At 51.0% G+C, this 25,916-nt stretch carries 20 protein-coding genes; 10 read left to right on the top strand and 10 right to left on the bottom strand.

The features are described 5' to 3' along the window. Nucleotides 1-74 precede the first annotated feature (74 nt). A complete protein-coding gene (locus P2H89_RS29725) occupies nt 75-500 on the top strand; it encodes a DinB family protein (protein ID WP_275834061.1) in 426 nt (141 codons plus the stop codon). A gap of 105 nt (nt 501-605) precedes the next feature. Here the strand turns inward: P2H89_RS29725 and P2H89_RS29720 are convergent, their stop codons facing one another. Both P2H89_RS29720 and P2H89_RS29715 read right to left on the bottom strand, forming a co-directional pair. Beyond that, entirely contained in the window at nt 606-1,637 is a 1,032-nt protein-coding gene (locus P2H89_RS29720; protein WP_275834059.1) for a dipeptide epimerase, read from the bottom strand. A 54-nt stretch (nt 1,638-1,691) separates the two neighbouring features. Continuing rightward, complete coding sequence (locus P2H89_RS29715; protein ID WP_275834057.1) at nt 1,692-4,394, bottom strand: 4-alpha-glucanotransferase; 2,703 nt, start codon at nt 4,392-4,394, stop codon at nt 1,692-1,694. A gap of 314 nt (nt 4,395-4,708) precedes the next feature. Here P2H89_RS29715 and P2H89_RS29710 point away from each other — a divergent pair, with 314 nt between their 5' ends. Next, a complete protein-coding gene (locus P2H89_RS29710; RefSeq protein ID WP_275834055.1) occupies nt 4,709-4,861 on the top strand; it encodes a hypothetical protein in 153 nt (50 codons plus the stop codon). A 134-nt stretch (nt 4,862-4,995) separates the two neighbouring features. Here P2H89_RS29710 and P2H89_RS29705 read toward each other — a convergent pair whose 3' ends face one another. Both P2H89_RS29705 and hppD read right to left on the bottom strand, forming a co-directional pair. After that, nucleotides 4,996-6,213: a L,D-transpeptidase family protein gene (locus P2H89_RS29705; protein WP_275834053.1), complete on the bottom strand. Its 1,218-nt coding sequence runs from the start codon at nt 6,211-6,213 to the stop codon at nt 4,996-4,998. Between the two features lie 346 nt (nt 6,214-6,559). Further along, nucleotides 6,560-7,690, bottom strand: a complete 1,131-nt coding sequence (gene hppD, locus P2H89_RS29700; RefSeq protein ID WP_275834051.1) for a 4-hydroxyphenylpyruvate dioxygenase — start codon at nt 7,688-7,690, stop codon at nt 6,560-6,562. A gap of 460 nt (nt 7,691-8,150) precedes the next feature. Between hppD and aqpZ the strand changes: the two genes are divergently transcribed. From aqpZ to P2H89_RS29660, 8 genes are all read left to right on the top strand, one after another. Then, a complete protein-coding gene (aqpZ, locus tag P2H89_RS29695; RefSeq protein ID WP_345799380.1) occupies nt 8,151-8,849 on the top strand; it encodes an aquaporin Z in 699 nt (232 codons plus the stop codon). 42 nt (nt 8,850-8,891) lie between these two features. Continuing rightward, entirely contained in the window at nt 8,892-10,013 is a 1,122-nt protein-coding gene (locus P2H89_RS29690) for a 5-(carboxyamino)imidazole ribonucleotide synthase (RefSeq protein WP_275834049.1), read from the top strand. Nucleotides 10,014-10,189: 176 nt separating this feature from the next. Continuing rightward, nucleotides 10,190-11,245 (top strand): efflux RND transporter periplasmic adaptor subunit, encoded by a 1,056-nt coding sequence (locus tag P2H89_RS29685; RefSeq protein ID WP_275834047.1) that lies wholly within the window; start codon nt 10,190-10,192, stop codon nt 11,243-11,245. Between the two features lie 9 nt (nt 11,246-11,254). Further along, nucleotides 11,255-14,371 carry an efflux RND transporter permease subunit gene (locus P2H89_RS29680; RefSeq protein WP_275834045.1) on the top strand — a complete coding sequence of 1,039 codons (3,117 nt, stop codon included), beginning with the start codon at nt 11,255-11,257 and terminating at the stop codon, nt 14,369-14,371. Nucleotides 14,372-14,384: 13 nt separating this feature from the next. Continuing rightward, nucleotides 14,385-15,713: a TolC family protein gene (locus P2H89_RS29675; RefSeq protein ID WP_275834043.1), complete on the top strand. Its 1,329-nt coding sequence runs from the start codon at nt 14,385-14,387 to the stop codon at nt 15,711-15,713. 97 nt (nt 15,714-15,810) lie between these two features. Continuing rightward, nucleotides 15,811-16,326 (top strand): 5-(carboxyamino)imidazole ribonucleotide mutase, encoded by a 516-nt coding sequence (gene purE, locus P2H89_RS29670; protein ID WP_275834041.1) that lies wholly within the window; start codon nt 15,811-15,813, stop codon nt 16,324-16,326. Between the two features lie 61 nt (nt 16,327-16,387). Next, complete coding sequence (locus P2H89_RS29665; RefSeq protein ID WP_275834039.1) at nt 16,388-17,263, top strand: hypothetical protein; 876 nt, start codon at nt 16,388-16,390, stop codon at nt 17,261-17,263. Between the two features lie 9 nt (nt 17,264-17,272). Then, nucleotides 17,273-17,470: a hypothetical protein gene (locus P2H89_RS29660; protein ID WP_275834037.1), complete on the top strand. Its 198-nt coding sequence runs from the start codon at nt 17,273-17,275 to the stop codon at nt 17,468-17,470. Nucleotides 17,471-17,689: 219 nt separating this feature from the next. On the opposite strand, the gene bshC is transcribed toward P2H89_RS29660, so the two are convergent. From bshC to P2H89_RS29630, 6 genes are all read right to left on the bottom strand, one after another. Then, entirely contained in the window at nt 17,690-19,285 is a 1,596-nt protein-coding gene (gene bshC, locus P2H89_RS29655) for a bacillithiol biosynthesis cysteine-adding enzyme BshC (RefSeq protein WP_275834035.1), read from the bottom strand. A 284-nt stretch (nt 19,286-19,569) separates the two neighbouring features. Beyond that, entirely contained in the window at nt 19,570-20,820 is a 1,251-nt protein-coding gene (locus P2H89_RS29650) for an FAD-dependent oxidoreductase (RefSeq protein ID WP_275834033.1), read from the bottom strand. An 88-nt stretch (nt 20,821-20,908) separates the two neighbouring features. Continuing rightward, nucleotides 20,909-22,069, bottom strand: a complete 1,161-nt coding sequence (locus P2H89_RS29645; RefSeq protein ID WP_275834031.1) for an aldose epimerase family protein — start codon at nt 22,067-22,069, stop codon at nt 20,909-20,911. 104 nt (nt 22,070-22,173) lie between these two features. Then, entirely contained in the window at nt 22,174-23,235 is a 1,062-nt protein-coding gene (locus tag P2H89_RS29640; protein ID WP_275834029.1) for a 4-hydroxyproline epimerase, read from the bottom strand. A gap of 70 nt (nt 23,236-23,305) precedes the next feature. Further along, nucleotides 23,306-24,814, bottom strand: a complete 1,509-nt coding sequence (locus tag P2H89_RS29635; protein WP_275834027.1) for an aldehyde dehydrogenase (NADP(+)) — start codon at nt 24,812-24,814, stop codon at nt 23,306-23,308. A gap of 122 nt (nt 24,815-24,936) precedes the next feature. Then, on the bottom strand, nt 24,937-25,872 hold the full coding sequence (locus P2H89_RS29630) for a dihydrodipicolinate synthase family protein (protein ID WP_275834025.1): 936 nt from the start codon (nt 25,870-25,872) through the stop codon (nt 24,937-24,939). Between the last annotated feature and the right edge of the window lie 44 nt (nt 25,873-25,916).

Genomic DNA, 25,916 nt, shown 5'->3' with positions numbered 1-25,916 from the left:
GGCTGCCAAGTTCAGCAAGATTCCTTAAGTCTTCGCGTGGGCAGCTCTATAGCTTTGCTTCAAACACAATAGTCATGCAAACAGAATTAGTGAAGCCAACACAATTGGTCAAGACCTTACAGACCTCCAGGCAGTACACACTCGCGGTAGCAGAAGCCATGCCCGAAAAGGATTATGAGTTTAAACCAGCCGGCGGGGGATGGAACTTCCGGGAATTGCTGCAACACATTGCCTATGGTATTGAATGGTGGGAAGACAATTACATCAAGGGCAATAAAACCGATTGGGCACCACCAGCCACCAAATTGAAAAAGAACCAGGTCATTGCTTCGCTGAACGATGCCTATAACAGGCTCAAAAAAACGATGGAAAGCGAAAAGCTTACCCCCGATGCGGTGCATGGTTTTTACACCACTCTCGATCACATCACCCATCACCGCGGGCAGGCCGTTCTGCATTTGCGCATACACGGTATCGAACCGCCTGAATACACTTATTAATAAGTGATGCTATGCACGGTTCTTAAAGTATGGTCACAAAAAAACCGGGTACCAGCCTGCGGGCAATTGCCCCACACTGGTACCCGGTCACTATTGATCAGTAGCTTAGAATGCTTTTTCGTATACGTCGGTAAACTCCACGCCCAACCCGGGCTTATCGGAGAATACCACTTTACCGTCATTAAAATCGATGCCCGTAGCGATATCTTCCTTCAACAGCAACGGACCATCCATATCGACATAATCCAGCAGGGGCGATAAGTGCGCGATGGCTGCAGAACCAATGCTGCTCTCGTTCATACTGCCCACCATTACTTTCATGCCGAGCGAACGCGCTTTCTCAATCATGAACCGGGCGGGTGTTATGCCGCTGCACTTGGTGAGCTTGATGTTGATGCCATGAAAATGTCCATGACATTTCTCCACATCCGCCTGCACCACGCAGCTTTCGTCGGCTATCAGCGGCAATGGTGAGCGTTCGTACAGTATTTTCATACCCTCCCAATTGTCTTTGGCCAGGGGCTGTTCGATGAACTCTACCCCCAGGTCGGCCAGTTGCGGTATCTTTTCCAGGGCTTCTTCCACCGTCCATCCTGCATTGGCATCTATCCGGAATATGGCATCCGTGTGTGACCGCAGCGCTTTCATGATCGCTATATCTTCGGGTGTACCTAATTTGATCTTGTAGATGGGCCAGGGTTTTTCTTTCATCTTTTCCACCATCTTATCGATGGTATCGATGCCGATCGTGTAATCGGTTTGCGGCGCCGTAGCGGCATCGAGCTTCCATAACTTATACAATGGCTGCCGGTACGCCTTGCCCCACATATCCCAGGTAGCGATATCGAGTGCACATACAAGGAAATTATTCTGCGGAAATAAATGATGCAGGTAATGCCAGTAGCGCTCGGGCTCGGTGAAGGCGAATTTCTCCACCATCATTTTCTTGCGCTCCAGGTCTTCCACCATTTTCTCTACCGGAATATTGTAATAGGTGATCGCGGGCGCTTCACCGTATCCCACTACCCCACGGTGCTCCAGTTCAACGACGAGTGAAGGCTGGTGCGTTTTCGTTCCCTTCGAGATCGTAAACGGATGGCGAAAAGGCAGGTTATAGGTCCTGTAAGAAACTTTCATTGCTTGATGCCTGATTTAAGGATGCAATATACATCCGTAAACCAGTGCTGCATACTAAGCGCGTCCGCTTTTCTCCACCTGTTCCTGCAGGTCATCATTAAATTCTTTCTCCTTGATGAGCTGCTCCAGCGGGAGGTGCATGCGGTAACGCCAGTAGTGTTGCGGGTTTGCGGGAATATTGATCCGCTCTTCCTGCGGATTGCTCCGGCGCAGGGCATCGCTGGTGCCCAATATATCCTGCAACTGGAAGATGGCCCACATTGCGGGAGATTGCAGGTGCTGCAACACAATTGCCTTGTTAATCCAGGCATCGCAGAAGAAAGGCGCATCACCCCATTGCTGCAGTTCATTGTTGTAGAACCGCTGGATCTTTTCGCGGTCCTCTTCCCACCAGCCACGAATGGTACTCATGTCGTGGGTGGAAGGCGTTACCACAGAGAGGTAAGGCGCTTTTGCGGGATGAAAGAACTCCTGGTAGGCTTCTTTGGGCATACGTTGTATCTCGAGACTTAAGATGCCCAATTGCGTCATTACCTGCGGTACGCAGCCCGGCACCAGGCCCAGGTCTTCGCCGCAGATCAGCATATTGGTAGACCGCTTCAGGGCGGGCAATTTCTTCATCGCCTCCTTCCTCCAGTAATCATCCTGCCGGCGGAAGAAATAATCGACATACAACTCATTCAGCAGGTACTGCGTGTGCAGATCAAGGTGACGGTAAGAGGTAGTACTGCTGATGCCAAACCGGAAATGGAATTGCTGACCGTTGCTACCTGGTTCTTCAAACAGGATCACGTTGGAGATCAGGTCATACAATCCTTGTCTGATGCGCAGGTTATCTTCTGTCGATTCGTGACCGGCAAAATATTGTTCTACCTGCCGTTGGGTGGCAAACTCCGGCTTGAGCTCGTAGGTGCCATCGCCTATGCCGTGCAGGAAGGGTTTGAACTTGTCGTTGTTGGGGCCAAACAGCTCCCACAGTATCGCATCATTGATGCAGGGTTTGCAGTAGCGGTAGTGATCGAACCAGATGCCCCGCTGGCCAAATTCTGCCAGGCTTACCGGGATGGCCTGTACGAAATGCCCCATAATGCCTTCTACCGAATCGATGGGTATGCTCCAGATGCGGAAGAAGCCGAGGATATGATCGATGCGGAAGGCATCGAAATAATTGCCCATCTGCACAAAGCGGCGGTGCCACCATTCGAAGCCGTCTTCGGCCATGCGATCCCAGTTATAGGTGGGGAAACCCCAGTTTTGTCCGCGCACGGCAAAATCATCGGGAGGCGCTCCTGCCTGCAACTCCATATGGTACAACTGCGGCTCCATCCAGGCATCACAACCATAGCGGTACACACCGATGGGGATATCTCCTTTCAGGATAATGCCGTGTTTATGGGCATACTCTGCGGCCTCTTGCAACTGGAGGTGCAGGTGATACTGCGTAAAATAGTGCAGGGCCACTTCATCATAATGCCTGGCCCTGGGCGATACGAACTTGTCGATCGCTTCCTTGCTGTACTGGCTATGTGTTTTCCACTTATTGAAGTCGGAGGTCTTATACCGGTCGCGCAGGCAACAGAAGGCGGCATAAGGCACCAGCCAGTGCTTATTGTGTTCAAAGAAGAGGAAGTAATCCTTATCCTTCAGCAACTGTTCTTTCTGCACGGCGTAGAGCTCGCGGATGACGCCCAGTTTCAGTTTCATGACTGCCTCATAATCGAGATCGGACAGTTCATTGAGTTGCTTTTGCTTTTTCTTGAGTGGCTTAATGACATCTGCATACTGCTTGCCCGCCACCGTTTCGAGGTTGAGGTACAACGGATGCAGTGCAAAGGCAGAAATAGCCGCATACGGATAGGTATCAACCCAGGTATGCGTGGCTATCGTATCATTGACCGGTAGTATCTGGATCAGTTTAAGGCCGGTTTTGCGAGCCCAGTCCACCAACAAGTTGAGGTCGGTGAATTCGCCGGTGCCAAAGGAATTCTTGCTGCGCAGACTGAACACCGGTACCGATACACCAGCGCCTTTCCAGGTATCGTTGGGCAAGTGCAGGAATCCATCATGCGCTATGGTAACGGCTGGCTGTGCAGCCTCTTCCTGTACGGCTCCGTGCAACACACGGTTATCGCCGGTCTCGAACCTTATAAAGCGTTGTTCCTTGGTATTGTATACGCCGTATTTATAGTACAGGGGGAAATCTTCACGCGGCAGCGATAGCTTTACGGACCACCAGCCACTTTCTTTCGTGAGTAAAATAGGTTCCTGCGTGTCCCAGTGGCGGGTATCGACTGTGTTGCCCAACAGGCACACTGCTTCATTCTTTGCCAGTAAGGGGGCTTTTACCCTGAACTGATGGGTGAACTTCTTAGGTTGCTTGGTCCTGGACTTGTCGCCGTCACTCAGCAATACATCCCGGAAGGGATTGGTATAGAACACATTTTCAAACTCCCCGGCATGGTTCCAGGTATCTACCAGCTGAATGCGGGCGGCACCTGCCACCTGGGCCTTTTCGAGCGATCTTTCGCCCCATTCCAGTACCCGGAAGCCGTCTTCGTTCTTAAATATATAGTTATATCGTATCTCACCCGATTCCGGAAAATCGGTCTCGATGCTGCCGTACCAGAACTCACTATTGAGGTGGTTGAGGGTAAAAGCTTTCTCCACATCACCATTGCCCAAAGCCTCGATGTTGCCGGTGACTGCCAGCAGTTGGCCGTATTGGGTATGAAAACGAACGTAAAAATGAATTGTCATCGTAGGTGTTTTCCAATCAAAAGCCCTTCCACACAGGGTTAGGTTGGGCGAATTTATTACAAAGTGTACGAATTACGCTATTCCCTTGTCGGCCTTTTGCCAACATGTTATGGAAATGCGATATATTGAAAACCGGGTAAAGTCTGCCAGCGCTGTCTTTTGGCGGCCCCATAGCCAACGAAAAAAACTAATACAAATTATGCCCGGACCGTAGAGAAAATGGGAGATTCTCTTACATTTCTTCCTAAAAAATAATACCTGAACCTTTCAGAATTAACGCTTTCACCCTATTTTTGCGCAAATTCTTACGTACCATGGCTAATAAAAGAAACAAAGGCTTATACATGTTGTTATTCCTCCTTTCCACTGTTGCCTTCGGCGCAGCGATCTTTTATCATTGGGAATACCTCACCCTGATCATTCCTTTTGTGTGTACTTACTTTGTATTGGCCCTGGACATTATCTAAGCACTATCGAATTTTATATAGGAAGCCACCCCACCGGGTGGCTTTTTCATTTTGCGGCAATGAGTCGGACCGGCTCTCATTCACCAACAAAAAAAGCCACCCGGAGGCGGCTTGGATATCATGTTCGGGGGAACTTAATTATTGGCTGTGGCACCACCGGAAGACCCGGTAGTTTTTGTGGCAGCTGCTTCTACCCGCTCGATGTAGAGGGATTGCTTGAGGCGAACGGCCACATTCATCTCCTGGCGGATAGCAGGCACCCAATCCGGCATCTTGTCGAATGCATCGATGAGGCGGTCGTTCATTTCGTCGTTACCTCCTTTGATGACTTTGGTGTAGCCAGGCTTGCCGTTCTTATCGATCACAAACTCTACCATTACGTAGGCCTTCTTCTGGTCTTCTTCGAGGTATTGGGCCATTTCATGGCTGATCTTATCAATGAAGGTCTGGAAGCCAGGGTTGCCGCCGGGAAATACCGGCAGTTTGTTCACCACGGCAACAATCTCCCCGGTAAACTCCTTAACGGGTCGCGGGTCACGCTTCTTCACCTCTTTCACTACTTTTTCCGGCGCCGGGGGAATTACTCCCTCGATCACATAGTTGCCTTTTTTGGCCACCATCACCACAGGAAGCCTCTTTGTTGCCTCGAAGTACAGGTACGCATGCTTCAGTTCTTCGGTCATGGGGCCATACTCCGGAAAATCTTTCATATGCCTGGCCAGGTAATCGCTGCTGCGCTGATTTTTGAACTGGATCGGGAAGATATGTACTGGAATAAAATCCTGCCCCTGGGCACGCGCATTCGCTGCCAGGATATACAATTCTTCGATCTGGGTGTCGGTGATGGGTATACAACCCGTGGTAACGCAGCTACCGTGAATATAGATATCACCACCGGGCGATAGTGAATCGCTGAGAATACGATCAGACGGGTTGGGATAGTTCAACCCAAGCGACAGGTGATACTGACTATTAGGCTTGAACTCGTTAATATAATAAAATCCTTCCGGTACCTGGTAATCGCCCTGCATGCGCTTGGGACCGAGTGTACCGGCCAGGGCACATACCTTATAAGTCTTGAATAATTTGAACGGCTCGTTCTGCTCGTGCTTTACCCAAACTTCCAGCTGACTATCGTATTTGAATGAACGCAAATACATGTAGCGGAATGGCCAGGCCAGTCCTTTCTCCAGGAATTGCTTCATCAAAGTGTCTTCTTTACGTTTCCAGACATCGCTGGTGCGGGGGAAAGTTTTCTGGTACTCAACAAAGTTGAAGGTGGGGGCAGTAGTCTGCGACCACGCGTGCGATCCTGAAAAAAGGACCACTGCCACAATCAGTGCATATTTCATCTGGTAGAATCCCACAATAAGTGATAACGTGTTTTTTGACCGGTTATTACGGTACATTGGTCAAATCAGGCATTAAAATTAGCACAAATGATCCTGCAAAAATCAGCCCATCTTGTTAACAATGTGAAAAACTAAGGGAAAACACGCGTAGTATCTACGTATACCGCCGTAAAAAAGGTAGGGATGCCGGCGATGGAGGAAGGAGTTGCATTGGATCAAGGTGATGACTATTGAGAATACATTGTATCCGGTAAACACCTATGCGAAAAGGCTCTGGCAATGCCAGAGCCTCTGTATATTTTATTTGAAGGTCTATTTGACACGTTGTAGTGCCGGCGCCTCTTCCTTACAAATTACCGCGCAGCTCCTGCTCACGCTCAATGGCTTCGAAGAGTGCTTTGAAATTTCCCTTGCCGAAGCTCTTCGCCCCTTTTCGTTGAATGATCTCGAAGAAAAGGGTGGGCCTGTCTTCTACAGGTTTAGTGAATATCTGTAGCAGGTATCCTTCATCATCGCGGTCAACCAGGATGCCTAGTTCTTTGAGAGGCGTTACGTCTTCATCGATCTTGCCAACGCGCGATTCCAATTCATCATAATAAGAAGTAGGCACCTGCAAAAACTCCACCCCGCGGTCGCGCAGGGCAGTTACCGTTTCTACAATATTATTGGTAGCAAGCGCTACGTGCTGGCAACCTTCGCCATCATAAAACTCGAGGTATTCTTCTACCTGCGATTTCTTTTTGCCTTCTGCCGGTTCATTGATGGGAAACTTGACAAAGCCATTACCGTTACTCATTACTTTACTCATTAATGCAGAATACTCGGTAGAGATATCGTTGTCGTCGAAGCTGAGGATGTTGCGGAAGCCCATCACCTCCTCGTAAAACTTCACCCATTTGTTCATTTGGTTCCAGCCCACATTGCCCACACAATGGTCAACATACTGCAAGCCGGTTGGCGTTGGATTGTAATTCGATTTCCAGGCGCGGTAGCCGGGCATGAAGGCACCTTTGTAGTTTCTGCGTTCAATGAACAGGTGTACGGTTTCTCCATAAGTATAGATACCGCTCATGACCACTTCACCATCATCGTCCTGCATCTTGTGCGGTTCCATATAGCTGCGGGCGCCACGTTTGGTAGTTTCTTCCCAGGCGCTGGTGGCATCCTCTACGCGGAGGGCCAGCATCTTCACCCCATCGCCATGCTTATAAACATGATCGGCGATGGCGTTGCCGGCACGCAGCGGCGTAGTAAATACGAAGGTTAGCTTCTCCTGGCGAATGGCATAGCTGGCGCGGTCCTTAACGCCGGTCTCCGGGCCCGCATAGGCCAGTGATTGAAACCCGAAGGCGGTTTTATAGAAATGGGCGGCCTGTTTGGCATTGCCCACATAAAATTCAACATAATCGGTTCCCTGGAGTGGTAAAAAATCGGCATTGGTAGCCACCGTAGCGGCAGTAGCCAGTTGAGTAGACATATAACATGAATTTAAGAAGTCAGTGAATACGAATCAATGATTCATTAAGCGGTACGCTTACAATGAAAGGTTTAGCGGCGATTTGAAGGGTTAGCGGGCAGAATCCATGGCAAGTGCTTCCATGAGCAGGCAGTAGCCTATTCTTTTGTCGTTGAAAATTTTATGGTCGTAGTCCGGACGCATGCTGTACAAAGATAATTTTTTTTGGATTCCATCCTATGGCCCGGTGGGTTATGCACATTTGTTGTCAACTAACAGGTCTGGAATTCTGCATGGTTATAATGATAAATATGTATTTTAGAATATTAATCGGTATCCCACCTGCCCTGTCATTCAATGCTTACGACACGCTGCTAACACTACCCTGCCCCCACGGCTGATTAGTATTCAAAGATGTCTTTGAACCCCGGTTCAATACCGGATCGCTATAACCAATCTTCACAACTAAATCAGATCATCTATGAACGCCTCATTGTCTCAAAAGTGTATGGCAGAGTTCTTTGGCACATTCGTATTGGTATTTATCGGAACGGGCGCAGCAGTACTGGCCGGAACACATGTAGGTTTCCTTGGGATCTCGTTTGCATTTGGTTTGTCGGTGCTCACGATGGCTTATGCCATCGGGCATATATCCGGCTGTCACCTCAACCCGGCCGTCACGATTTCCATGCTGGCCACCGGCAAAATACCCGCTAAAGATGCGGTGGGGTATATGATCGCCCAGATCGCCGGCGCCATTTTGGGCTCGGCCCTGCTTTGGCTGATCGCTTCGGGTAAAGCCGATTACACCATCGCCGCCAATGGCCTGGGCCAGGATGGCGTGGAGCAGGGCTCTCCCGACAAATACTCCCTCTCCAGCGGCCTGGCGGCCGAAATAGCCCTCACGGCCATCTTCCTGCTCGTGATCCATGGCGCCACCAGTAAGAACAACGGCAATACAGCCCAGGCGGGTATCGCCATCGGCCTGGCGCTCACCATGATCCATATTGTAGGCATTCCTGTAACCGGCGTTTCGGTCAACCCCGCACGCAGCATAGGCCCAGCCCTTTTTGTGGGTGGGGATGCTATTTCGCACCTCTGGGTATTTATTGTGGGCCCCATAATCGGCGGATTGATCGGTGGCGGGGCCTGGAAACTGGTGGATACTTTCAGGTCATAGGGCAAAGTGCTTCCCCTTATCTTTGCGCCTTAACCTACAGGCATGCAAAAAGTTGGAATTCTCGGCGGTGGACAATTAGGAAGGATGTTATTACAGTCTGCCGCCAATTACCCCGTTGAAACCTATGTATTGGAAAATGACCCCGCCTGTCCCGCGGCCCATTTGTGTCACCATTTTGTGAAGGGCGATATTCAGAATTTCGACGACGTATATAATTTCGGCAAGGGGCTTGACGCCATTACCATTGAAATTGAGGCAGTTAATGAAGATGCCCTGGAAAAGCTGGAAAAAGAAGGCGTAAAGGTGTACCCCAAACCATCGGCCCTGCGCACCATCAAGAACAAGATCCTGCAAAAGCAGTTCTATAAAGATCAGCAGATCCCTACGGCCCCGTTTGTCATCACCCAGAACAAGGGTGAGTTGCGTCAACAGACGAGCTTTTTGCCTGCTGTTCACAAAGTTGGCCTGGGCGGTTATGATGGCCGTGGCGTACAGGTGATCAAAACGCCCGATGTGATCGAAAAGGGCTTCGATGCCCCCTCGGTGCTCGAGAAGATGGTCACCATTCACAAAGAGATTGCCCAGATCGTGGCCATCAATGCCAAGGGTGAAACAGCCTTGTATCCGGCTGTGGATATGGTGATGGACCAGTCACTGAATTTACTCGACTACCAGATCAGTCCAGCCGATATACCCGATAAGACCTTGTGGAAAGTAGAAGCGATCGCACTGGCCGTCGTGAAAGGATTGAAGAGCCCGGGTTTATTTGCCGTTGAGCTCTTCGTCGACAAACAAGGCGATGTTTTCGTCAACGAAACAGCTCCCCGCGTGCACAACAGCGGACATCATACCATAGAAGCCAATTACAGCTCACAGTTCGATATGCTTTGGCGTATTATCCTCGACTATCCGCTGGGCAATGCAGACCATATTTTACCGGCCGCCATCGTCAACGTACTGGGCGCCGATGGCTTTAGCGGAGAGGTGAAATACGAAGGATTGAACGAAGTACTTCAGATGGATAATGTGTTTGTTCACATCTACGGGAAAAAACAAACCAAACCCGGCCGCAAGATGGGACATATAACTATCGTCAGTAAAGATAAACACGACCTGGCCTATAAAGCACATCGCATTAAAAACACGTTAAAAGTCATCAGTTAAGCTAGTTACGACTACCGCTCGTAACCAAATTAACACGGAAGCATTGGTAATACATTAACTTAGCCGCGCACCAAATTAACCCAAGGGGCCCTAAGCACATGAGTCGTAGCATGCCAACTTTTTCCCGTACCTGTATGCGAGGTATTATACGGTCATTGAATGCCAAACATATGCACATGAAAGGTAAAAGCCGGTTAGCCGTACTATTAGTATTCGCATTCGTGATAGCCTGCAAGGAAGAAAAGAAAGACACCGGTTCTGCCGCCGCAGGTGGCGCAGCACGCGGCGGAGGTCCCTTGCAGGTAGAAGCCTTTATCGTAAAAACACAAGCGCTCAGTGAGCAACTGGAAGTTCCAGGCACCCTGATGCCGTATGAACAAACGGAAATACGCCCGGAGATCAGCGGCCGGGTTGTGAAGCTCAATATTCCCGAAGGAAGTTTTGTAAAGAAAGGAACCGTACTTGTCAAGTTATTCGACGAAGACCTGCAGGCGCAATTGAAAAAACTGCAGGTACAATTGCAGATCAATGCCAAGACAGCCGAGCGGCAAAAAGAACTGTTGACCATTGGCGGTATCAGTCAGCAGGAATACGACCTGAGCGAGCTGGCGGTGAGCAACCTGAAAGCGGATATCGACCTGGTGCGGGTAAGCATTACCAAAACCGAGATCCGTGCCCCCTTCGATGGCCGCATCGGTTTGAAGAACATCAGCGATGGCGCCTACATCTCCCCCACTACCCTCGTCACCACCATCAGCCAGGTAGGCCGATTGAAAATGGAATTCTCCGTACCAGAAAAATACAGTGAATTGATGGCTAAGGGACGGCCCGTAACCTTTACTGTGGCCGGCAGCAACAAAACCTTCAAGGCAGCTGTAATGGCAACAGAGTCGGTGATCGAAGCCAATACACGTACCCTGCGGGTACGCACCGTAATCGACAGCAAGGCACCCGAGCTATCGCCGGGAGCGTTTGCCAAGGTAGGACTGAAACTGGACGAGAACGACAAAGCACTGATCATACCTACACAGGCCATCATACCACAAGCACGGAACAAACGGGTGGTCCTGTATTCCAATGGCGCCCCCAAATTCCAGGTTGTATCCACCGGTATCCGCGACTCTTCGTATGTGCAGGTCACCGATGGATTGAAACTAGGCGATACGGTCATCACTACCGGTTTGCTGGCCATCCGTCCGGATACCAAAATCAAATTATCCAAAGTACAATAAGCGCTTGTCATGAATATTTCAGAACTGAGTTTACGCCGGCCGGTATTGGCCACTGTACTGAATATCGTGATCGTGTTGTTCGGCATTATCGGCTTCACGTTCCTCGGCGTGCGCGACTATCCTGCCATCGACCCACCCAATGTGAGCGTAGGCACCTCCTATCCCGGCGCCAATGCCGAGATCGTGGAATCGCAGATCACCGAACCACTGGAAAAAGCCATCAACGGTATTGCCGGTGTAAAAAATATCACGTCTACCAGCAGCCAGGGCACCAGCCGTATCAATGTGGAGTTTGACCTGAGCATCGACCTGGAGGCCGCTGCCAATGACGTACGCGATAAAGTATCGCAGGCTTCCCGCTCCCTCCCCGATGATCTTCCTGCACCGCCTGTAGTATCGAAGGCCGACGCCAGTTCGGATGCCATCATCTCGATGACGGTGCAAAGCAATACGCGCAACCAGCTCGAGGTTACTGAATACGCCAACAACGTACTGGTGGAACGCCTGCAAACCATTCCCGGTGTAAGTGCCATACAGGTATGGGGCGAAAAACGCTGGGCCATGCGTGTGTGGTTCAACCCGGCTAAGCTGAGCGCCTACGGACTTACCCCGGGCGATGTACAATCGGCCCTGTCGCGCGAGAACGTAGAACTTCCTTCGGGCAAGATATCCGGTAATACCACCGAGTTGTCCATTCGTACCTTTGGCCGCCTCTTCACGGAAGATGACTTCAACAATGTGATCATCAAAACGATCAATGGCAATGAGATCCGCCTGAAGGATGTAGCTGAAGCTGTATTGGGACCGGAGAATGAAGAAACTGTTCTGAAGGAAAGCATGATCCCCATGATCGCGCTCGCCCTGGTGCCCCAACCCGGCTCCAACTATGTGGCGATCTCGAATGAGTTTTATAAACGTTTCGAGCAGCTCAAGAAGGAAATGCCCGAAGACCTGAAGCTGAATATCGCCCTCGATCAAACAAGGTTCATCAAACAGTCCATATCGGAAGTAGAAGAAACACTGATCATTGCCCTGATCCTCGTGGTGCTGATCATTTACCTGTTCTTCCGCGACTGGATCATCTCTATACGTCCGCTGATCGATATCCCGGTATCGCTGATCGGCGCCTTCTTCATCATGTACCTGAGTGGCTTTACCATCAATGTATTGTCGTTGCTGGGCATCGTACTGGCCACCGGCCTCGTGGTGGATGATGGCATTGTGGTAACGGAAAACATCTTCAAGAAGATGGAGCAGGGTATGAACAAGTACCAGGCTGCTAAAGAAGGATCGAAGGAGATCTATTTCGCGGTGATCGCCACTTCCATCACGCTGGCAGTAATATTCTTACCCATCATCTTCTTACAAGGATTTGTGGGCCGCCTGTTCCGCGAATTCGGTATTGTAGTGGCTGGCGCGGTATTGATCTCGGCCCTGGTATCGCTTACACTGACGCCGGTACTGAACGTGAAGCTGACGAGGAAAGTGCATAAACACAGCTGGTTCTACCTTAAAACGGAGCCCTTCTTCCAATGGATGGAGAATGGCTATTTCAATTCGCTGAAACGGTTTATGCGGGTAAGGTGGATCGCCGGGTTACTCGTGGTGGGCTGTTTTCTTATCATCTATTTCATTGGCGGCGGACTGAAATCGGAACTCGCCCCCATGGAAGACCGCAGCCAGTTCCGCCTGCAGGTAACAGCCCCGGAAGGCACCTCCTACGATTACATGGATAAGTATGTGGACCGCCTCGCGCAATTCATGCTCGACTCCATCAAACCCGAAGAACGCAAGATCGTATTGTCGATCACGGCACCCGGGTTCAGTGGTGCAGGCTCTGTGAACAGCGGCAACGTGCGGGTAACCCTCGTTGATCCGCAGTATCGCACCCGCTCGCAGGATGATATCGTGAACATGGTCAACAGGAACCTGAATAAATTCTCTGAAGGCCGGGCTTTTGCCGTACAGGAACAGACCATCTCTGTGAACCGCCGCTCTGGTCAGCCCGTGCAATTCGTTATCCAGAACAACAACTTCGACAAGCTGAAAGAAGTAATGCCCAAGTTCCTCGAGGAAGCCAACAAGAGTGGCGTTCTCATGAACGTGGATGTGGACCTCAAATTCAATAAGCCCGAACTGAATATCGATATCGACCGCATCAAAGCCAGTCAGCTCGGCGTGAGTATTGCCGACGTATCACAAACCTTGCAGCTGGCATTGAGCAACCTGCGGCTGGGTTATTTTTACCGCGAAGGCAAGCAGTACCAGGTGATCGGTCAGGTGGCGCGCAATGACCGCGATGACCCTACCGACCTGAAGAATATCTACGTGCGCAACAACCGCAACGAGATCATTTCGCTCGACAACCTGGTAAGCATTCGCGAGGAAACTACGCCTCCCCAATTGTACCATTTCAACCGTTATAAATCGGCTACCATTACCGCCAGCCCGGTTCCCGGCGCCACGCTGGGCGAGGGTATCAAGACCATGGAGGATATCGCCAAAAAATTACTGGACGATACCTATTCCACTTCCCTATCGGGTCCTTCGCGCGACTTCGCCGAAAGTTCTGGTAATACCAGCTTTGCGTTCATCCTGGCTTTGATCCTGATCTTCCTGGTACTGGCTGCCCAGTTTGAAAGCTTCATTGATCCCCTGGTGATCATGATCACCGTACCGCTGGCGATCGCAGGTGCGGTATTATCGCTGTGGTTATTTGATCAAACACTCAATATCTTCTCGCAGATCGGTATGATCATGCTGATCGGTCTGGTAACGAAGAACGGTATCCTCATTGTAGAGTTTGCCAACCAGAAGCAAATGCAGGGGCTGTCCAAACGGCAGGCTGTTACAGAGGCTGCCCAGGCGCGTTTGCGCCCCATCCTCATGACCAGCCTGGCCATGTCGCTGGGCGCCTTACCGATAGCCCTGTCGCTGGGTGCTGCGGCCACCAGCCGTATTCCATTGGGTATCGTGATCGTAGGCGGTATCATGTTCTCGCTCATCCTGACGCTCTATGTGATCCCGGCCATCTACACCTTACTTTCACGCAAAAAGAAAAAGGACGAACTGGACAAACTGTTCAGCGAGCAACCTGTTCAAGAGCCGGAGGCTCACCATGCTTAAATGCATTCCTATTATGAAAAGAGCTTTTGTATTCCTGATATCACTGTCATTCCTGGTTCCGGCTGCAGCACAAGATTCGCTCACCCTGCAACAGGCCATCGAGGCTTCGCTGAAGAACAATTACGACATCCTGCTCACCCGCAATGATTCGGCTTCTTATGCGCTGGATAATTCTTACGCCTGGGCAGTTTTTCTGCCACAGCTGAACGGCACTGCAGGTACTACCTGGAATAAGAACAATCAGCAATTGAAATTTGTAAAACGTGCAGGCGGCGGCGATAGCAGTGTAACACGCGATGCGGTGAAGACGCACGTCATCAATTACTCCGTCAACCTGAACTGGACCCTGTTCGATGGCCTGAAGATGTTTGCCACCCGTGATAAGGTGGCCGAACTGGAAAAGCTGGGCGACCTGGGCGTTAAAACCCAGATCGTGAATACGGTGGCCCAGGTGATCAACAATTACTACATCATTGTACGGCAAAAGCAGCAATTGCAGGCGATCCTGGAACAGATCGGCTTGAATGAAGACCGTGTGAAGCTGGCCGAAAAGAAGATATCGGTGGGTTTGGGCAGCAAGCCTGAATTGCTGCAGGCCCGGGTTGACCTCAATGCGCAACGGGCGGCGCAATTGCAGCAACTCACCCTGATTGCGCAATTGCGCGAGCGGCTCAACCAGTTGATCGGTTTTCGGACGGGCGCCGTGTACCAGGTGAGCGACAGCATCCCCTTAAACATGGGTTTGCAGTTTGGTGAGTTTGCCCAAAAATTCGAAGACTCCAATCCTTCCTTACTCTTTGCTAAAAAGAACATCGACATTGCCCGCATCACACTCCGGGAGCGCAAAGCCGACCTATTCCCCATCCTGTCGTTCAATTCGTCTTACAACTTTACGCAGAACGACAACAGCGTTGCGGTCAATATCAACCAGCCTTTCTTCAACCGCAACAAGGGGTTCAATTATGGCTTTGGCCTCAATGTGCCCATCCTGAACGGCTTTAATACCAAACGGCTCATCAAGCAGGCCGAGATCGATATCCGCTATCAGCAACTGGTGTATGCCAGCCAGCGCTCCCAGATCGATATGGGCATCAGCAATGCCTTCAAGGATTATGAACTGCAAAAACAATTGCTGCAACTGGAAGATGAAAATATCGCGCTCGCGAAAGAGAATGTGATGATCGCCCGGGAGCGTTTTAAACAGGGCGTTTCTACCTACCTCGAATTGCGGGAAGCCCAGTTCAGCCTGCAGGATGCCTACAACCGCCTCATCGCGGCACGCTACAATACCAAACTGGCTGAAACTGAATTGTTGAGGCTGAAAGGCGATCTGGTGCGATAAATACGATATGTACTACAGAAAATACGATGCAAACAACTGTTTTAGGTTCGTTTGCTGGTAAATTTTCCCTTTCTTTGCGGTTCAAATCAATCCTTGCATGAGTCCGCAGGTAGGTATTATAATGGGTAGCGATAGTGATCTGCATGTGATGCAAGCTGCCGCAGATATACTGAAAGAATTTGGCATCCCGTACGAACTGACCGTTGTTTCGGCACACCGCACGCCGCTGCGCATGGTAGATTATGCTACCAGGGCCAGTGAGCGGGGACTCAAGGTGATCATTGCCGGCGCCGGTGGGGCAGCGCATCTGCCCGGTATGGTGGCTTCCCTCACCCCTCTTCCTGTAATTGGTGTTCCCGTAAAATCGTCCAACTCGATCGATGGCTGGGACTCTGTATTATCCATCCTGCAAATGCCCAATGGCATTCCGGTTGCCACGGTGGCGCTCAATGCCGCGAAGAATGCCGGAATTCTGGCAGCTTCCATCATTGGCGCTTTCGATCCTGCCATTGGCACGAAAGTAGCTTCCTACAAGAAAAACCTGGAAGCCGAAGTACTGAAGAAAGCTGATAAATTGAAACAAGAAGGCTGGCAAAACCAGTACGACCAATAACTGTTGCTGTTATATTGATGACCAGGCAACCATGCGCACGCAGGTAGTATAAATACATTATATGAAATTGACGCTGACAGACTTTAAGATCCTTTCCACTTTTCCCACCGGATCGAGTATCGAGTTTCATGACCAGAAAGTTTTTGTAGTAGGCCGGGATGCCCGCGAAGTGCTGATCATGAACAAGCGCTGGAAGGAACTGGAACGCATTCCGCTGGTCGACAATTCGGCCATTCCTATTGAGCAAAAGATACAGTCTGACCTGGAAGCTACCACGGTAGTACTCGTCAATAGCATTCCCCGCATGCTCATCCTGGGTTCGGGCAGCCGGGAACATTACCACAACAAAGCCATCCTACTCGATCTCGATAGCTACCTGAAAGATGAATTCGATATGACGGTTTTCTACGACCGCGTCAAGGCTGCCGGCATTACCGACCTCAACATCGGCTCCGCCGCTACGCTCGACGAAGGCCATATCATCATGGCCAACCGGGGCAGCACCAAGAATCCCGACAATCACCTCATCATTACCCGCAATACTTTCTGGAAACACCAGACTGATGCAGAACTGGAAGTGCTGCCTATCAAGTTTCCCGGTAAAGATGAAAAACTGAAACAGGCAGGTATCACCGGCCTCACGTATTCGGCGGTGAACGACTGGCTGGTGTTTACAGCGGCGACTAATGAAAATGGTCCTGTAGGCGTACCCGGCGACAGTTACCTGGGTGTTATTGAAAATGCTTCCCGCAAGATCGGCCGCAAGGACATGAAGGTAAATGAGATCATTCCTTTGGGTGAGGCTGAAAAGTCATTGAAAGGCTACAAGATCGATGCGCTGTGTATGCAATCGGAAAAGAATGCCCGGGTGAAACTGCAGTTCGTAGCAGATAACAACGATGGTGTGAGCTGTCTGTTCAAGGTGAGGATCAAGTAACCCCTTTACATGTATAAGTATTTTGTGGTGTTTTTACTCATAGCCTGCATTGGCTGTGAAACCAAACCGGTTGACTGCAGTCATTTCCGTACAGGAACTTTTATGTTCACCGTAGGCAGTTCCACGTACAAGATCGTACGTACAGAAAAAGAGCAGAAAGAAACGAACGTTGAAACGGGCGAGTGGGCAACCTGGGATGTTACCTAGCAGGGCGACTGCACCTACACTATTACCATTAAGAAACGCTCTCCGGAAAAGCCCACCAAACACCCGGTAATGGTGGTAAAGATCATTAAGGTGGCCGGCGATTTTGTTTACTTCGACAGCTTTGGTGACGGCCAGCAACTGCATTATTCCAGCAGGATGGAAAAAGTAAAATAACCAAGCTCCCAAAGGCCACGACATCGCATCGTCAATAAACCGTAGCTATTTCTGGTGCACGATCACAAATTCCTGTTCCAGTGCCAGGGACGCATTGTAGATGCAGCGGATGAAGGCCGGTCCCCACAGTGCATAATACGGGAGGAAGTTCTCTACGCGCTCCTGTAAGCCACCCGCAGGGAATAGTGCCGCTTTGATGGCATTGATCTGGTGCTGCTCGTTCTCGTATTTCTTCTTTTCGGCCCGCAGCATTTTTTTCTCCAACTCCTGTAGTGGCTTTAATGTCTTTATTTCGAGCGCCTCGATATGGGGCACGAGGGTTTCATCGATATGGCCTGCTTTTTCGCGCAGGCGTTTGTACAATTCCTCCGCAGCCTGCAATTCATTCTCCAGCTTGAGGTGTCCATTGCTGTGGCGGGTAACCAGCGAAGTGAGCAATTGCTGTTCGGTTTGGAAAAAGTCGCCAATGCCGAAGCCCAGCTTTTCGATCTTCTCTTCCCATTTTTCTTCCACGATCAGGAACGAATTGCGCAATACCAATACCGGATAGGATACCTTGTAATGTGCCAGCAGTTCCTTCAGCTCCAGCCAGTAGGCTGTTTCGCCACCGCCGCCAATGAATGCGATATTGGGCAACAGGGTTTCCTGGTAAATGCCGCGCAATATTACATTGGGGCTAAAACGCTCCGGATGCTCCTGCAGTTCCTGCTTCAGCGACGCTGCGGTGAAACGGATATCCTGCCCTACCACTACCCACTCTTCGCCCTGCTTTTCTATCCGCTCGCGGATACCTCCTTCGAGATAAAAGAGATTGATAGCTCTCGGATTGGCTTGTACTTTATAGTTTTCGCCCAAACGCTCGATCGTCTTTTCTACGATCGAAGAGGGCGTTTGATTGAACAGGTCATCTTCAAATACCGGCAGCATGATGCGTTTGAGGTCTGCCTGGTCGGGCAGCAAAACGATCAATCCATATTCTCCAAATAAAGCGTTCAGCAGTTTGAAGGTGGCTGTTTGCACATCGTTACTGTTGAGGTAACAGTCTTTCAGCAATTGCACCAGCTCTTTACCATGCGGCTGAATGGAAAGTTCTCCTTCTATACGGTGAACAAGGGTTTCCAGTCCTTTGGTGTTCATGCGGCCCACGGCGCCGGTTTGTTTGGTATCCCACACCAGTTTGTCGCCACTGAGCCAGATATTGCCCAACTCATCGAGATCGGCATCTTCACTACCGATCCAGAATACCGGTACAAAATTGTACTGGGGCAGATCCTGCTTCAGTTGTGCTGCCAGCCGGACGGTATGTAATGTTTTGTAAATAAAATAGAGGTGGCCTGTAAAGATAGCAGGCTGATGCGCCGTAGTGATGGTAAAGGTATTTTCCTTGTCCAGCAGCGCCATGTTGTTGGTAACCGCCTCGTGCGTATCTATGCCGGTGTATTGCTGCTTAAGTGCCGTCGTCAACACGCCACGGTGTTGCGGCAACTGCTGCCGTTGCAATATGGCGTCTTTGATACCTTGTAAGGTAGGTTCGTATTGATAAAACGGACGTATGGAAGGCGATTGCTGCAGGTAATCTGTAACGATCTTTGAAAAGGAACCAGTAGCAACGTAAGGTAATTGTGTAGTATTACAATTCATAAGCGCTTAAACGGTCGTAAAAATACAAATTGCTGTTGGCAATTCGACCTACCGGTCATTTTTAACAAAGTCTAAGCGAAAAGGTTTTGCGCAGCAGCGCTACCACCTTGATAACCTGGTAGTAAATAGCCGGTTTCCCTTACTGAACAATTCATTGATGCGCCTGCATTCCTTATGACTTACAGGGACTTCGCACTACCGGTCAATCGGTTTTCAAAGTCTTGTTAAACTTTCCGCAAACGCCCATGATCGCTCGCCTGCACCAGGAATTGTCGTTGGATGTATTATCTAAAACGCTCTACACCGAAGGCCGAGATATCGATGGTGGGTTTGCCGCCTTCGACAATCTCCTCCACCAGTTTACCAGTACCAGCCGCCAATGATACGCCCAGCATGGCATGACCGCCAGCGAGGGTAAGGTTGGTAAACTTACTGTGACGGCCGATGTAAGGCAATCCGTCGGGGCTCAATGGCCTTAAACCACTCCAGATCTTTTCGGTAGCGGGTAGTTCAACCGGGAGGTTTGGGAAATAATTCTTAGCAGCCTTGAAGATGGCATGCGCCCTTTTTACGAGTGTGGGAGAATCGAGCCCGCTGATCTCCATGGTACCGCCCATTCGGAGGTCGCTGCCCATGGGGGTCATTGCCACGCGGTCGTCGACCAGGATGGCGGGGTAACGCAGGTTGCGGGATACCTTGTTGTAGGTGATGCTATAACCTTTGCCGGCTTGCAACAGCAGGTCTACCCCCAGCATACGGGTAAGCAGCGGCATCCAGGAACCGTTGGCCAGCACCAGTTCGTCGCAGGCAAACTTTCCTTTGTCGGTGATGACGGCGGTTACGCGTTCAGTATTCTTCTCAAAGCCGGTTACGGAGGTGTTCAACTGGAGTTTCACGCCGGCGGCTTCCAGGTGCTTCTTCAAGGTGACCATGAATTCGCCGGGGTGCATATGGCAATCGAGGGGATACAATATGCCGCCTCTTACATTCACTTCCACATCGGGCTCCATGGCCTGTACTTCCTGTGCGGTGAGTACTTTGGTATCGATCTTGAATTTCGCCGCTTCGTGGGCAAGTTCTATTTCGTGTTCTTCTGTACCGGCGTTCTTGTACAACATGAAGCATCCGATCTCCTGCATGCGGAAGCTGTTGCCGAGCTGCTGTTTCATATCGACCGTAAGCTCACGGCTCAGTTGCAGGATGTTGTTGAGGTGCGGTGCAGCATGCTTTACATTGGCCGCATTGGCCTTTTTATAGAAGCTAAGGCACCAGCGGATGAGTTCCCAGTTAAGGCGGGGTTTGATGTAAAAGGGACTATCGGAGCGCAGCATCCAACGCATACCCTGGGCAACGATACCGGGGGTAGCTAAGGGTATGAAGTGACTGGGTGATACGTAACCTGCATTGCCGAAGGAGGTACCATCGGTAATATCACCTTTCTCGATCACCGTTACCTGGTGACCTGCCTGTTGCAGATAATAGGCACTGCACAATCCGATCACTCCGCCACCTACAATTGTTACTTGCTTGCTCATAGTTAATACAGGAATCCCTTTGATTTGATGGAATGGAAAAGCCGCCCGGGGAGCTGGCTACAGCCCAACCGGACGGCTTTCCGGTTTATTACTTCGTCGAGAACTTATAAACCGTTGTTTGGGTATAAGTTTCTCCTGGTTTTAAAATAGTGTTCGGGAAGGAAGGCTGATTGGGTGAATCAGGGAAATGTTGTGTTTCCAGGCAAAGACCGGCGTGTTTTACGTAAGTCTTGCCACCCTTTGTATTCTTCAACGTTCCATCCAGGAAGTTGCCACTATAGAATTGTACACCGGGTTCTGTGGTGAACACTTCCATGTAACGACCGCTGGCGGGGTGATACAGGGCGCCGATCAACTCGAGGCCTGCGCCTGTTCTGGTGATCACCCAGTTGTGGTCGAAACCACCAGCCACCTTGGCTATATCGTTTCCTATCTTCTTGGCTGTATTGAAATCCATCGGTGTTCCTTTTACATCGGGCAATTGACCGGTGGGGATCAATTTATCATTTACCGCTGTGTATTTGTCGGCCTTCAGTTGCAGCTCATGGTCGAGCACAGTAGAGTCTGCACCGGCGCTCAGGTTATAATAAGCGTGGTTGGTGAGGTTGAGCGGCGTTGCCTTGTCGGTCGTCGCTTTGTACTCGATCTTCAGCTCATTATTGCCGGTAAGCGTGTACACCACTTCGGTGTGCAGGTTGCCGGGATAACCTTCTTCGCCATCCTTGGCATCATAAGTCAATTGCAGACTGCTATCGCTTAAAGTCTTGCCGGTCCATACCACTTTATCGAAACCCTTCAGGCCACCATGCAGGGAGTTGCCGTTGTTGTTTTGGGCCAGTGTATACGCTTTACCATCGAGGGTGAACTTGCCGTTGGCGATACGGTTGCCGTAGCGGCCGATCAACGATCCGAAATAAGGGTTGCCGGTTTGCTGATAACCACTCAATGAATCATAACCCAGTACCACATCACCGAGGGTGCCGTTCTTATCGGGCGCCAGCAGGTGGGTGATGGTACCACCGTAGTTCAGGATCTTTACACTTACTCCATTTGCATTGGTAAGGGTGTACTCAATGACTTCCTTACCATCTGTGTTTCCATAGGGCGCTTGCGTCAGGCTCATTTTTGCGGCTGTTGTTGTTGAATCAGATTTTGTGTCGGTCGAAGTGGCTGCATCATTGCAGCTCACCATGGCAGATGCCAAACTCAGGCAGAACAGGGAATGCGTAATCAATCGTGTTGATTTCATATAGCTGGTTTATGTTTTGAACGTTTGTTGGCCACTCCCTCACACAAGTTCTTCGCTACCACAATCAACCCGTTGCCGTTCGATCCCCTGTCCAGCTTCGACGTTTACAAAACCTGGAAGCCGTAAGCGTATGGATCGTCCTCCGGGTTGATGGATATGCTGTTGTATCCATAGATCCTGGCCCATCCTTCAATGCTGGGCCTGATGGCGGGCTTGCCGCTGCCAAAGGCATTGGGGATCTCTTCTTCTATGCGGCCGATAAATTTAGAACCTATAATGCTCTCGTGCACAAATTCATCGCCTTTTTTTAGTTTACCCTTGGCGTACCACTGGGCCATCCTGGCCGAGGTGCCGGTGCCGCAGGGCGATCGATCGATCGCTTTATCGCCATAGAATACGGCATTGCGGGCGGTAGAGGTGGGGTCGAGCACCGCTCCTGCCCACAATACATGCGAGCAGCCATTGATCGTAGAATCTTCGGGATGCACGAATGTATACTTCTCATTGATGCGCTTGCGCATCTCCCGCGCCCAGGCGATCAATTTGTCGGCAGAATAATGCTCCAGCCCTTTAAAATTCTTCTGCACATCTACAATGGCATAGAAATTTCCGCCATACGACACATCGATCACCAGTTCTCCCAGCTCGGGACATTCTACTGTCAATTCGGTGGCCGCAAGATACGCCGGAATATTTGTCAATTTAACACTTTTCACCTTATCGCCTTCCTGCCTGTAGTTGATGATCACCAACCCCGCGGGGGCTTCCATCCGGATGATGCCGGGTGTTTTTGGAACGATCAATCCTTCTTCCACCGCAATGGTGATGGTACCGATGGTTCCGTGCCCGCACATGGGCAAACAGCCGCTGGTTTCGATGAACAATACCGCTACGTCGTTCTGTGGATCATGTGGCGGATAGAGGATACTGCCGCTCATCATGTCGTGCCCGCGCGGCTCGAACATGAGGCCCTTACGGATCCAGTCGTATTCTTTGAGGAAGTGCTGACGCTTTTCGCTCATCGTGCTGCCGGTGAGCGCAGGTCCGCCGTCGGCTACCAGCCTTACCGGGTTGCCGCAGGTATGGGCATCCACGCAATGGAATACCGATCCGGCAAGTGGCTTGGCAAGGGTGGAGGTATGTTTCGTAATGGGGTTACTCGTCATATAATAGCTTATTACGATAAAGGACGTTCAGCAAGTACCGGACGCCGGCACCTGCTGAATGCCTGTTCACCTATAGGGTATTTTTTGTGACTTCGTTGTTGACCGTTCTCCAGATGCCGAGGGGGTTGCCATTTTTCAGTTCGGCAGGCAACAGGCTATCGGGCCATCCCTGGAAGGATACCGGGCGGGCAAAACGTTTGATGCCATCGGCGCCTACAGAGGTAAAGCGTCCGTCGGTGGAGGCCGGGAAAGGACCGCCGTGCTGCATGGCCAGGCATACTTCTACGCCGGTAGGCACGCTGTTGAGGATGAAGCGGCCGCATATATTCTTGACGGCTTCTACCAGGTCATCATTGTCGAGCATATCCTGTTCGGTAGCCATCAGGGTGGCGGTGAGCTGACCTTCGATCTTTTCTGCTACCTGCAGCATTTCGGCGGCATCGGCACAACGGATCACCAGTGAATAAGGGCCAAATACTTCCTGGTGCAGTACCGGGTTGTTGAGGAAGGCTTTACCGGTGGCGGATGCGATGACAGGCACCCCCTGGTTGGCGGCGGGTGCGGTTGCCGACTTCGCCACGGTGCTTACTTCCTGCTGACCGAGTGCGGTCGATTTCTTTTCTTCATACGCTTTGGCGATGCCGGGGTGCAGCATGGTGCCGGGCGCTATCTGCCGGATCTCGTTGCCGAGTGCGGTAATGAACTGTTGCAGGGGCTCGCCTTCCACGCCGATGATGAGACCGGGATTGGTGCAGAACTGGCCTACGCCGAGGGTGATGGAACCTGCATACATTTTAGCGATGTCTGTCGCGGACTGTTGCAGTTTGCCGGGCAACAGCCACACGGGGTTGATGCTGCCCATTTCGGCAAATACGGGAATGGGTTCTTTGCGTTGGTTGGCCCAGTCGAACAGGGCTTTGCCGCCCAGGTAAGATCCGGTAAAGCCAACGGCTTTGGTATAAGGATGCGTCACGAGCGCTTTGCCTACTTCAAAAGAGGCGCCGTGTACGTGCGCGAAAATGGCTTCGGGTAATTGTTGTTGTTTTACTGCTTCGTGGATGATGCCAGCCACGATCTCCGAGGTATCGGGATGCGCGGGGTGGGCTTTCACGATGACGGGGCAACCGGCTGCTAAGGCGCAGGCGGTATCACCGCCGGCCGTTGAGTAGGCAAACGGGAAATTGCTGGCGCCGAATACCACTACCGGCCCCAGGGGTACGAGCATCTTGCGGATGTCGGGCTTGGGTGGGTTGCGATCGGGATTGGCGGTGTCGATGCGGGCTTCGAGCCACTCTCCTCTTTCGCAGGCATCGGCATAGCTATTGAGTTGAAATACGGTTCTTGCTTTTTCATTGCGCAGGCGCGCTTCGGGCAGGTTGGTTTCCTGCATGGCGGTCTGGATCAGTGCGTCGGGCGACTGATCGAGGCCGGTGGCAATGGCGCGCATGAGCGCAGCCCGTTGCCTGATCGATAACTTCCTGTACAGGTGGAAAGCCTTCCAGGCTTTTTCCATCACTTCATTGATCTCGGCTACTGTTGCATCTTTATACATAGAAATAACTTTTTGCGTGAACGCCAATCATTATTACCGGGCACGGAAGGCCGGCTAAGCAGTATGGTTACTGTTGATTGTTTTGTGGGCAGCTGCCATGCACAGGAAGAGCTGTCCCGCGAGGAGACAGCCCATCCTGTTATGAAGGCTTAAAGATAGCTATTTGCTACGGCAAGATTGAGGTAGTCGGGCAATACAGGGCGATTGCGCACTCCTTCGTTGATGATGGCCAGTACCCTTTCGCGCTCTTCGCCGATGAGTCGAAGGCGGGGCGCCCGAACGTATTCGGAACCGATACCGGTAGCCACGGATGCCAGCTTAATGTATTGAACCAGCTTGGGATGAATATCCAGGTCGAGCAGCGGCATGAACCAGCGGTAAATAGCAGCAGCTTCTTCGAGCTGACCGGCTTTTACCAGGCGGTAGATGGCCACGGTTTCGCGGGGGAAGGCATCGACCAGACCGGCTACCCAGCCATCGGCGCCCATTACCAGTTCTTCCATCGCCAGCGGGTCAACACCGCAAAGGATCTTGAAGCGGCCGCCGAAACGATTGATCATGCGCGTTACGTTGCTCACGTCGCGGGTTGATTCCTTTACTGCACCGATGTTGTTGCATTCGGCCAGTTCTTCAAACATGTCGAGGGTAATCTCGATCTTATAGTCGACAGGATTGTTGTAAACGATGATGGGCAGGTCGGTAGACTGCGCTACGGATTTCAGGAAGGTCACCGTTTCGCGGTGATCGGGCTTATAGCGCATAGGCGGCAGGAGCATCAAACCATCGGCGCCCCATTTGGCAGCGAGGGTGGCCTGCTGTATGGCCTCTTTGGTTGAGCCTTCTGCAATATTGAGCAACACAGGCACCTGGCCGGCAGACTTTTGCAGTGCTGTCTTTACGAGTACTTCTTTCTCAGCAGTTGTCAATACACTGGCTTCGCCGAGTGATCCACCAAGGATAACGCCATCCACCCCGGCATCTATCTGTGCAGCCAGGTTCTTCTCGAAAAGCGGAATGTCCAATTCATCATCCGGTGTAAACTGTGTTGTGAGTGCAGGGAAAACACCTTTCCATTCAAAATGCATGGGCTTATAATTTTGATCACAAAACTAAGGGTGTACCGGTCAAT

Origin of the sequence: Paraflavitalea sp. CAU 1676, assembly GCF_029223285.1 — a bacterium.
Classification (GTDB): Bacteria; Bacteroidota; Bacteroidia; order Chitinophagales; family Chitinophagaceae; genus Paraflavitalea.
This window is presented reverse-complemented; position numbering and strand designations above follow the sequence as displayed.

Coding starts and splice junctions, on each gene's coding strand:
- P2H89_RS29725 (WP_275834061.1), top strand. CDS start 75: ATGCAAACAGAATTAGTGAAGCCAACACAATTGGTCAAGACCTTACAG.
- P2H89_RS29720 (WP_275834059.1), bottom strand. CDS start 1,637: ATGAAAGTTTCTTACAGGACCTATAACCTGCCTTTTCGCCATCCGTTT.
- P2H89_RS29715 (WP_275834057.1), bottom strand. CDS start 4,394: ATGACAATTCATTTTTACGTTCGTTTTCATACCCAATACGGCCAACTG.
- P2H89_RS29710 (WP_275834055.1), top strand. CDS start 4,709: ATGGCTAATAAAAGAAACAAAGGCTTATACATGTTGTTATTCCTCCTT.
- P2H89_RS29705 (WP_275834053.1), bottom strand. CDS start 6,213: ATGAAATATGCACTGATTGTGGCAGTGGTCCTTTTTTCAGGATCGCAC.
- hppD (WP_275834051.1), bottom strand. CDS start 7,690: ATGTCTACTCAACTGGCTACTGCCGCTACGGTGGCTACCAATGCCGAT.
- aqpZ (WP_345799380.1), top strand. CDS start 8,151: ATGAACGCCTCATTGTCTCAAAAGTGTATGGCAGAGTTCTTTGGCACA.
- P2H89_RS29690 (WP_275834049.1), top strand. CDS start 8,892: ATGCAAAAAGTTGGAATTCTCGGCGGTGGACAATTAGGAAGGATGTTA.
- P2H89_RS29685 (WP_275834047.1), top strand. CDS start 10,190: ATGAAAGGTAAAAGCCGGTTAGCCGTACTATTAGTATTCGCATTCGTG.
- P2H89_RS29680 (WP_275834045.1), top strand. CDS start 11,255: ATGAATATTTCAGAACTGAGTTTACGCCGGCCGGTATTGGCCACTGTA.
- P2H89_RS29675 (WP_275834043.1), top strand. CDS start 14,385: ATGAAAAGAGCTTTTGTATTCCTGATATCACTGTCATTCCTGGTTCCG.
- purE (WP_275834041.1), top strand. CDS start 15,811: ATGAGTCCGCAGGTAGGTATTATAATGGGTAGCGATAGTGATCTGCAT.
- P2H89_RS29665 (WP_275834039.1), top strand. CDS start 16,388: ATGAAATTGACGCTGACAGACTTTAAGATCCTTTCCACTTTTCCCACC.
- P2H89_RS29660 (WP_275834037.1), top strand. CDS start 17,273: ATGTATAAGTATTTTGTGGTGTTTTTACTCATAGCCTGCATTGGCTGT.
- bshC (WP_275834035.1), bottom strand. CDS start 19,285: ATGAATTGTAATACTACACAATTACCTTACGTTGCTACTGGTTCCTTT.
- P2H89_RS29650 (WP_275834033.1), bottom strand. CDS start 20,820: ATGAGCAAGCAAGTAACAATTGTAGGTGGCGGAGTGATCGGATTGTGC.
- P2H89_RS29645 (WP_275834031.1), bottom strand. CDS start 22,069: ATGAAATCAACACGATTGATTACGCATTCCCTGTTCTGCCTGAGTTTG.
- P2H89_RS29640 (WP_275834029.1), bottom strand. CDS start 23,235: ATGACGAGTAACCCCATTACGAAACATACCTCCACCCTTGCCAAGCCA.
- P2H89_RS29630 (WP_275834025.1), bottom strand. CDS start 25,872: ATGCATTTTGAATGGAAAGGTGTTTTCCCTGCACTCACAACACAGTTT.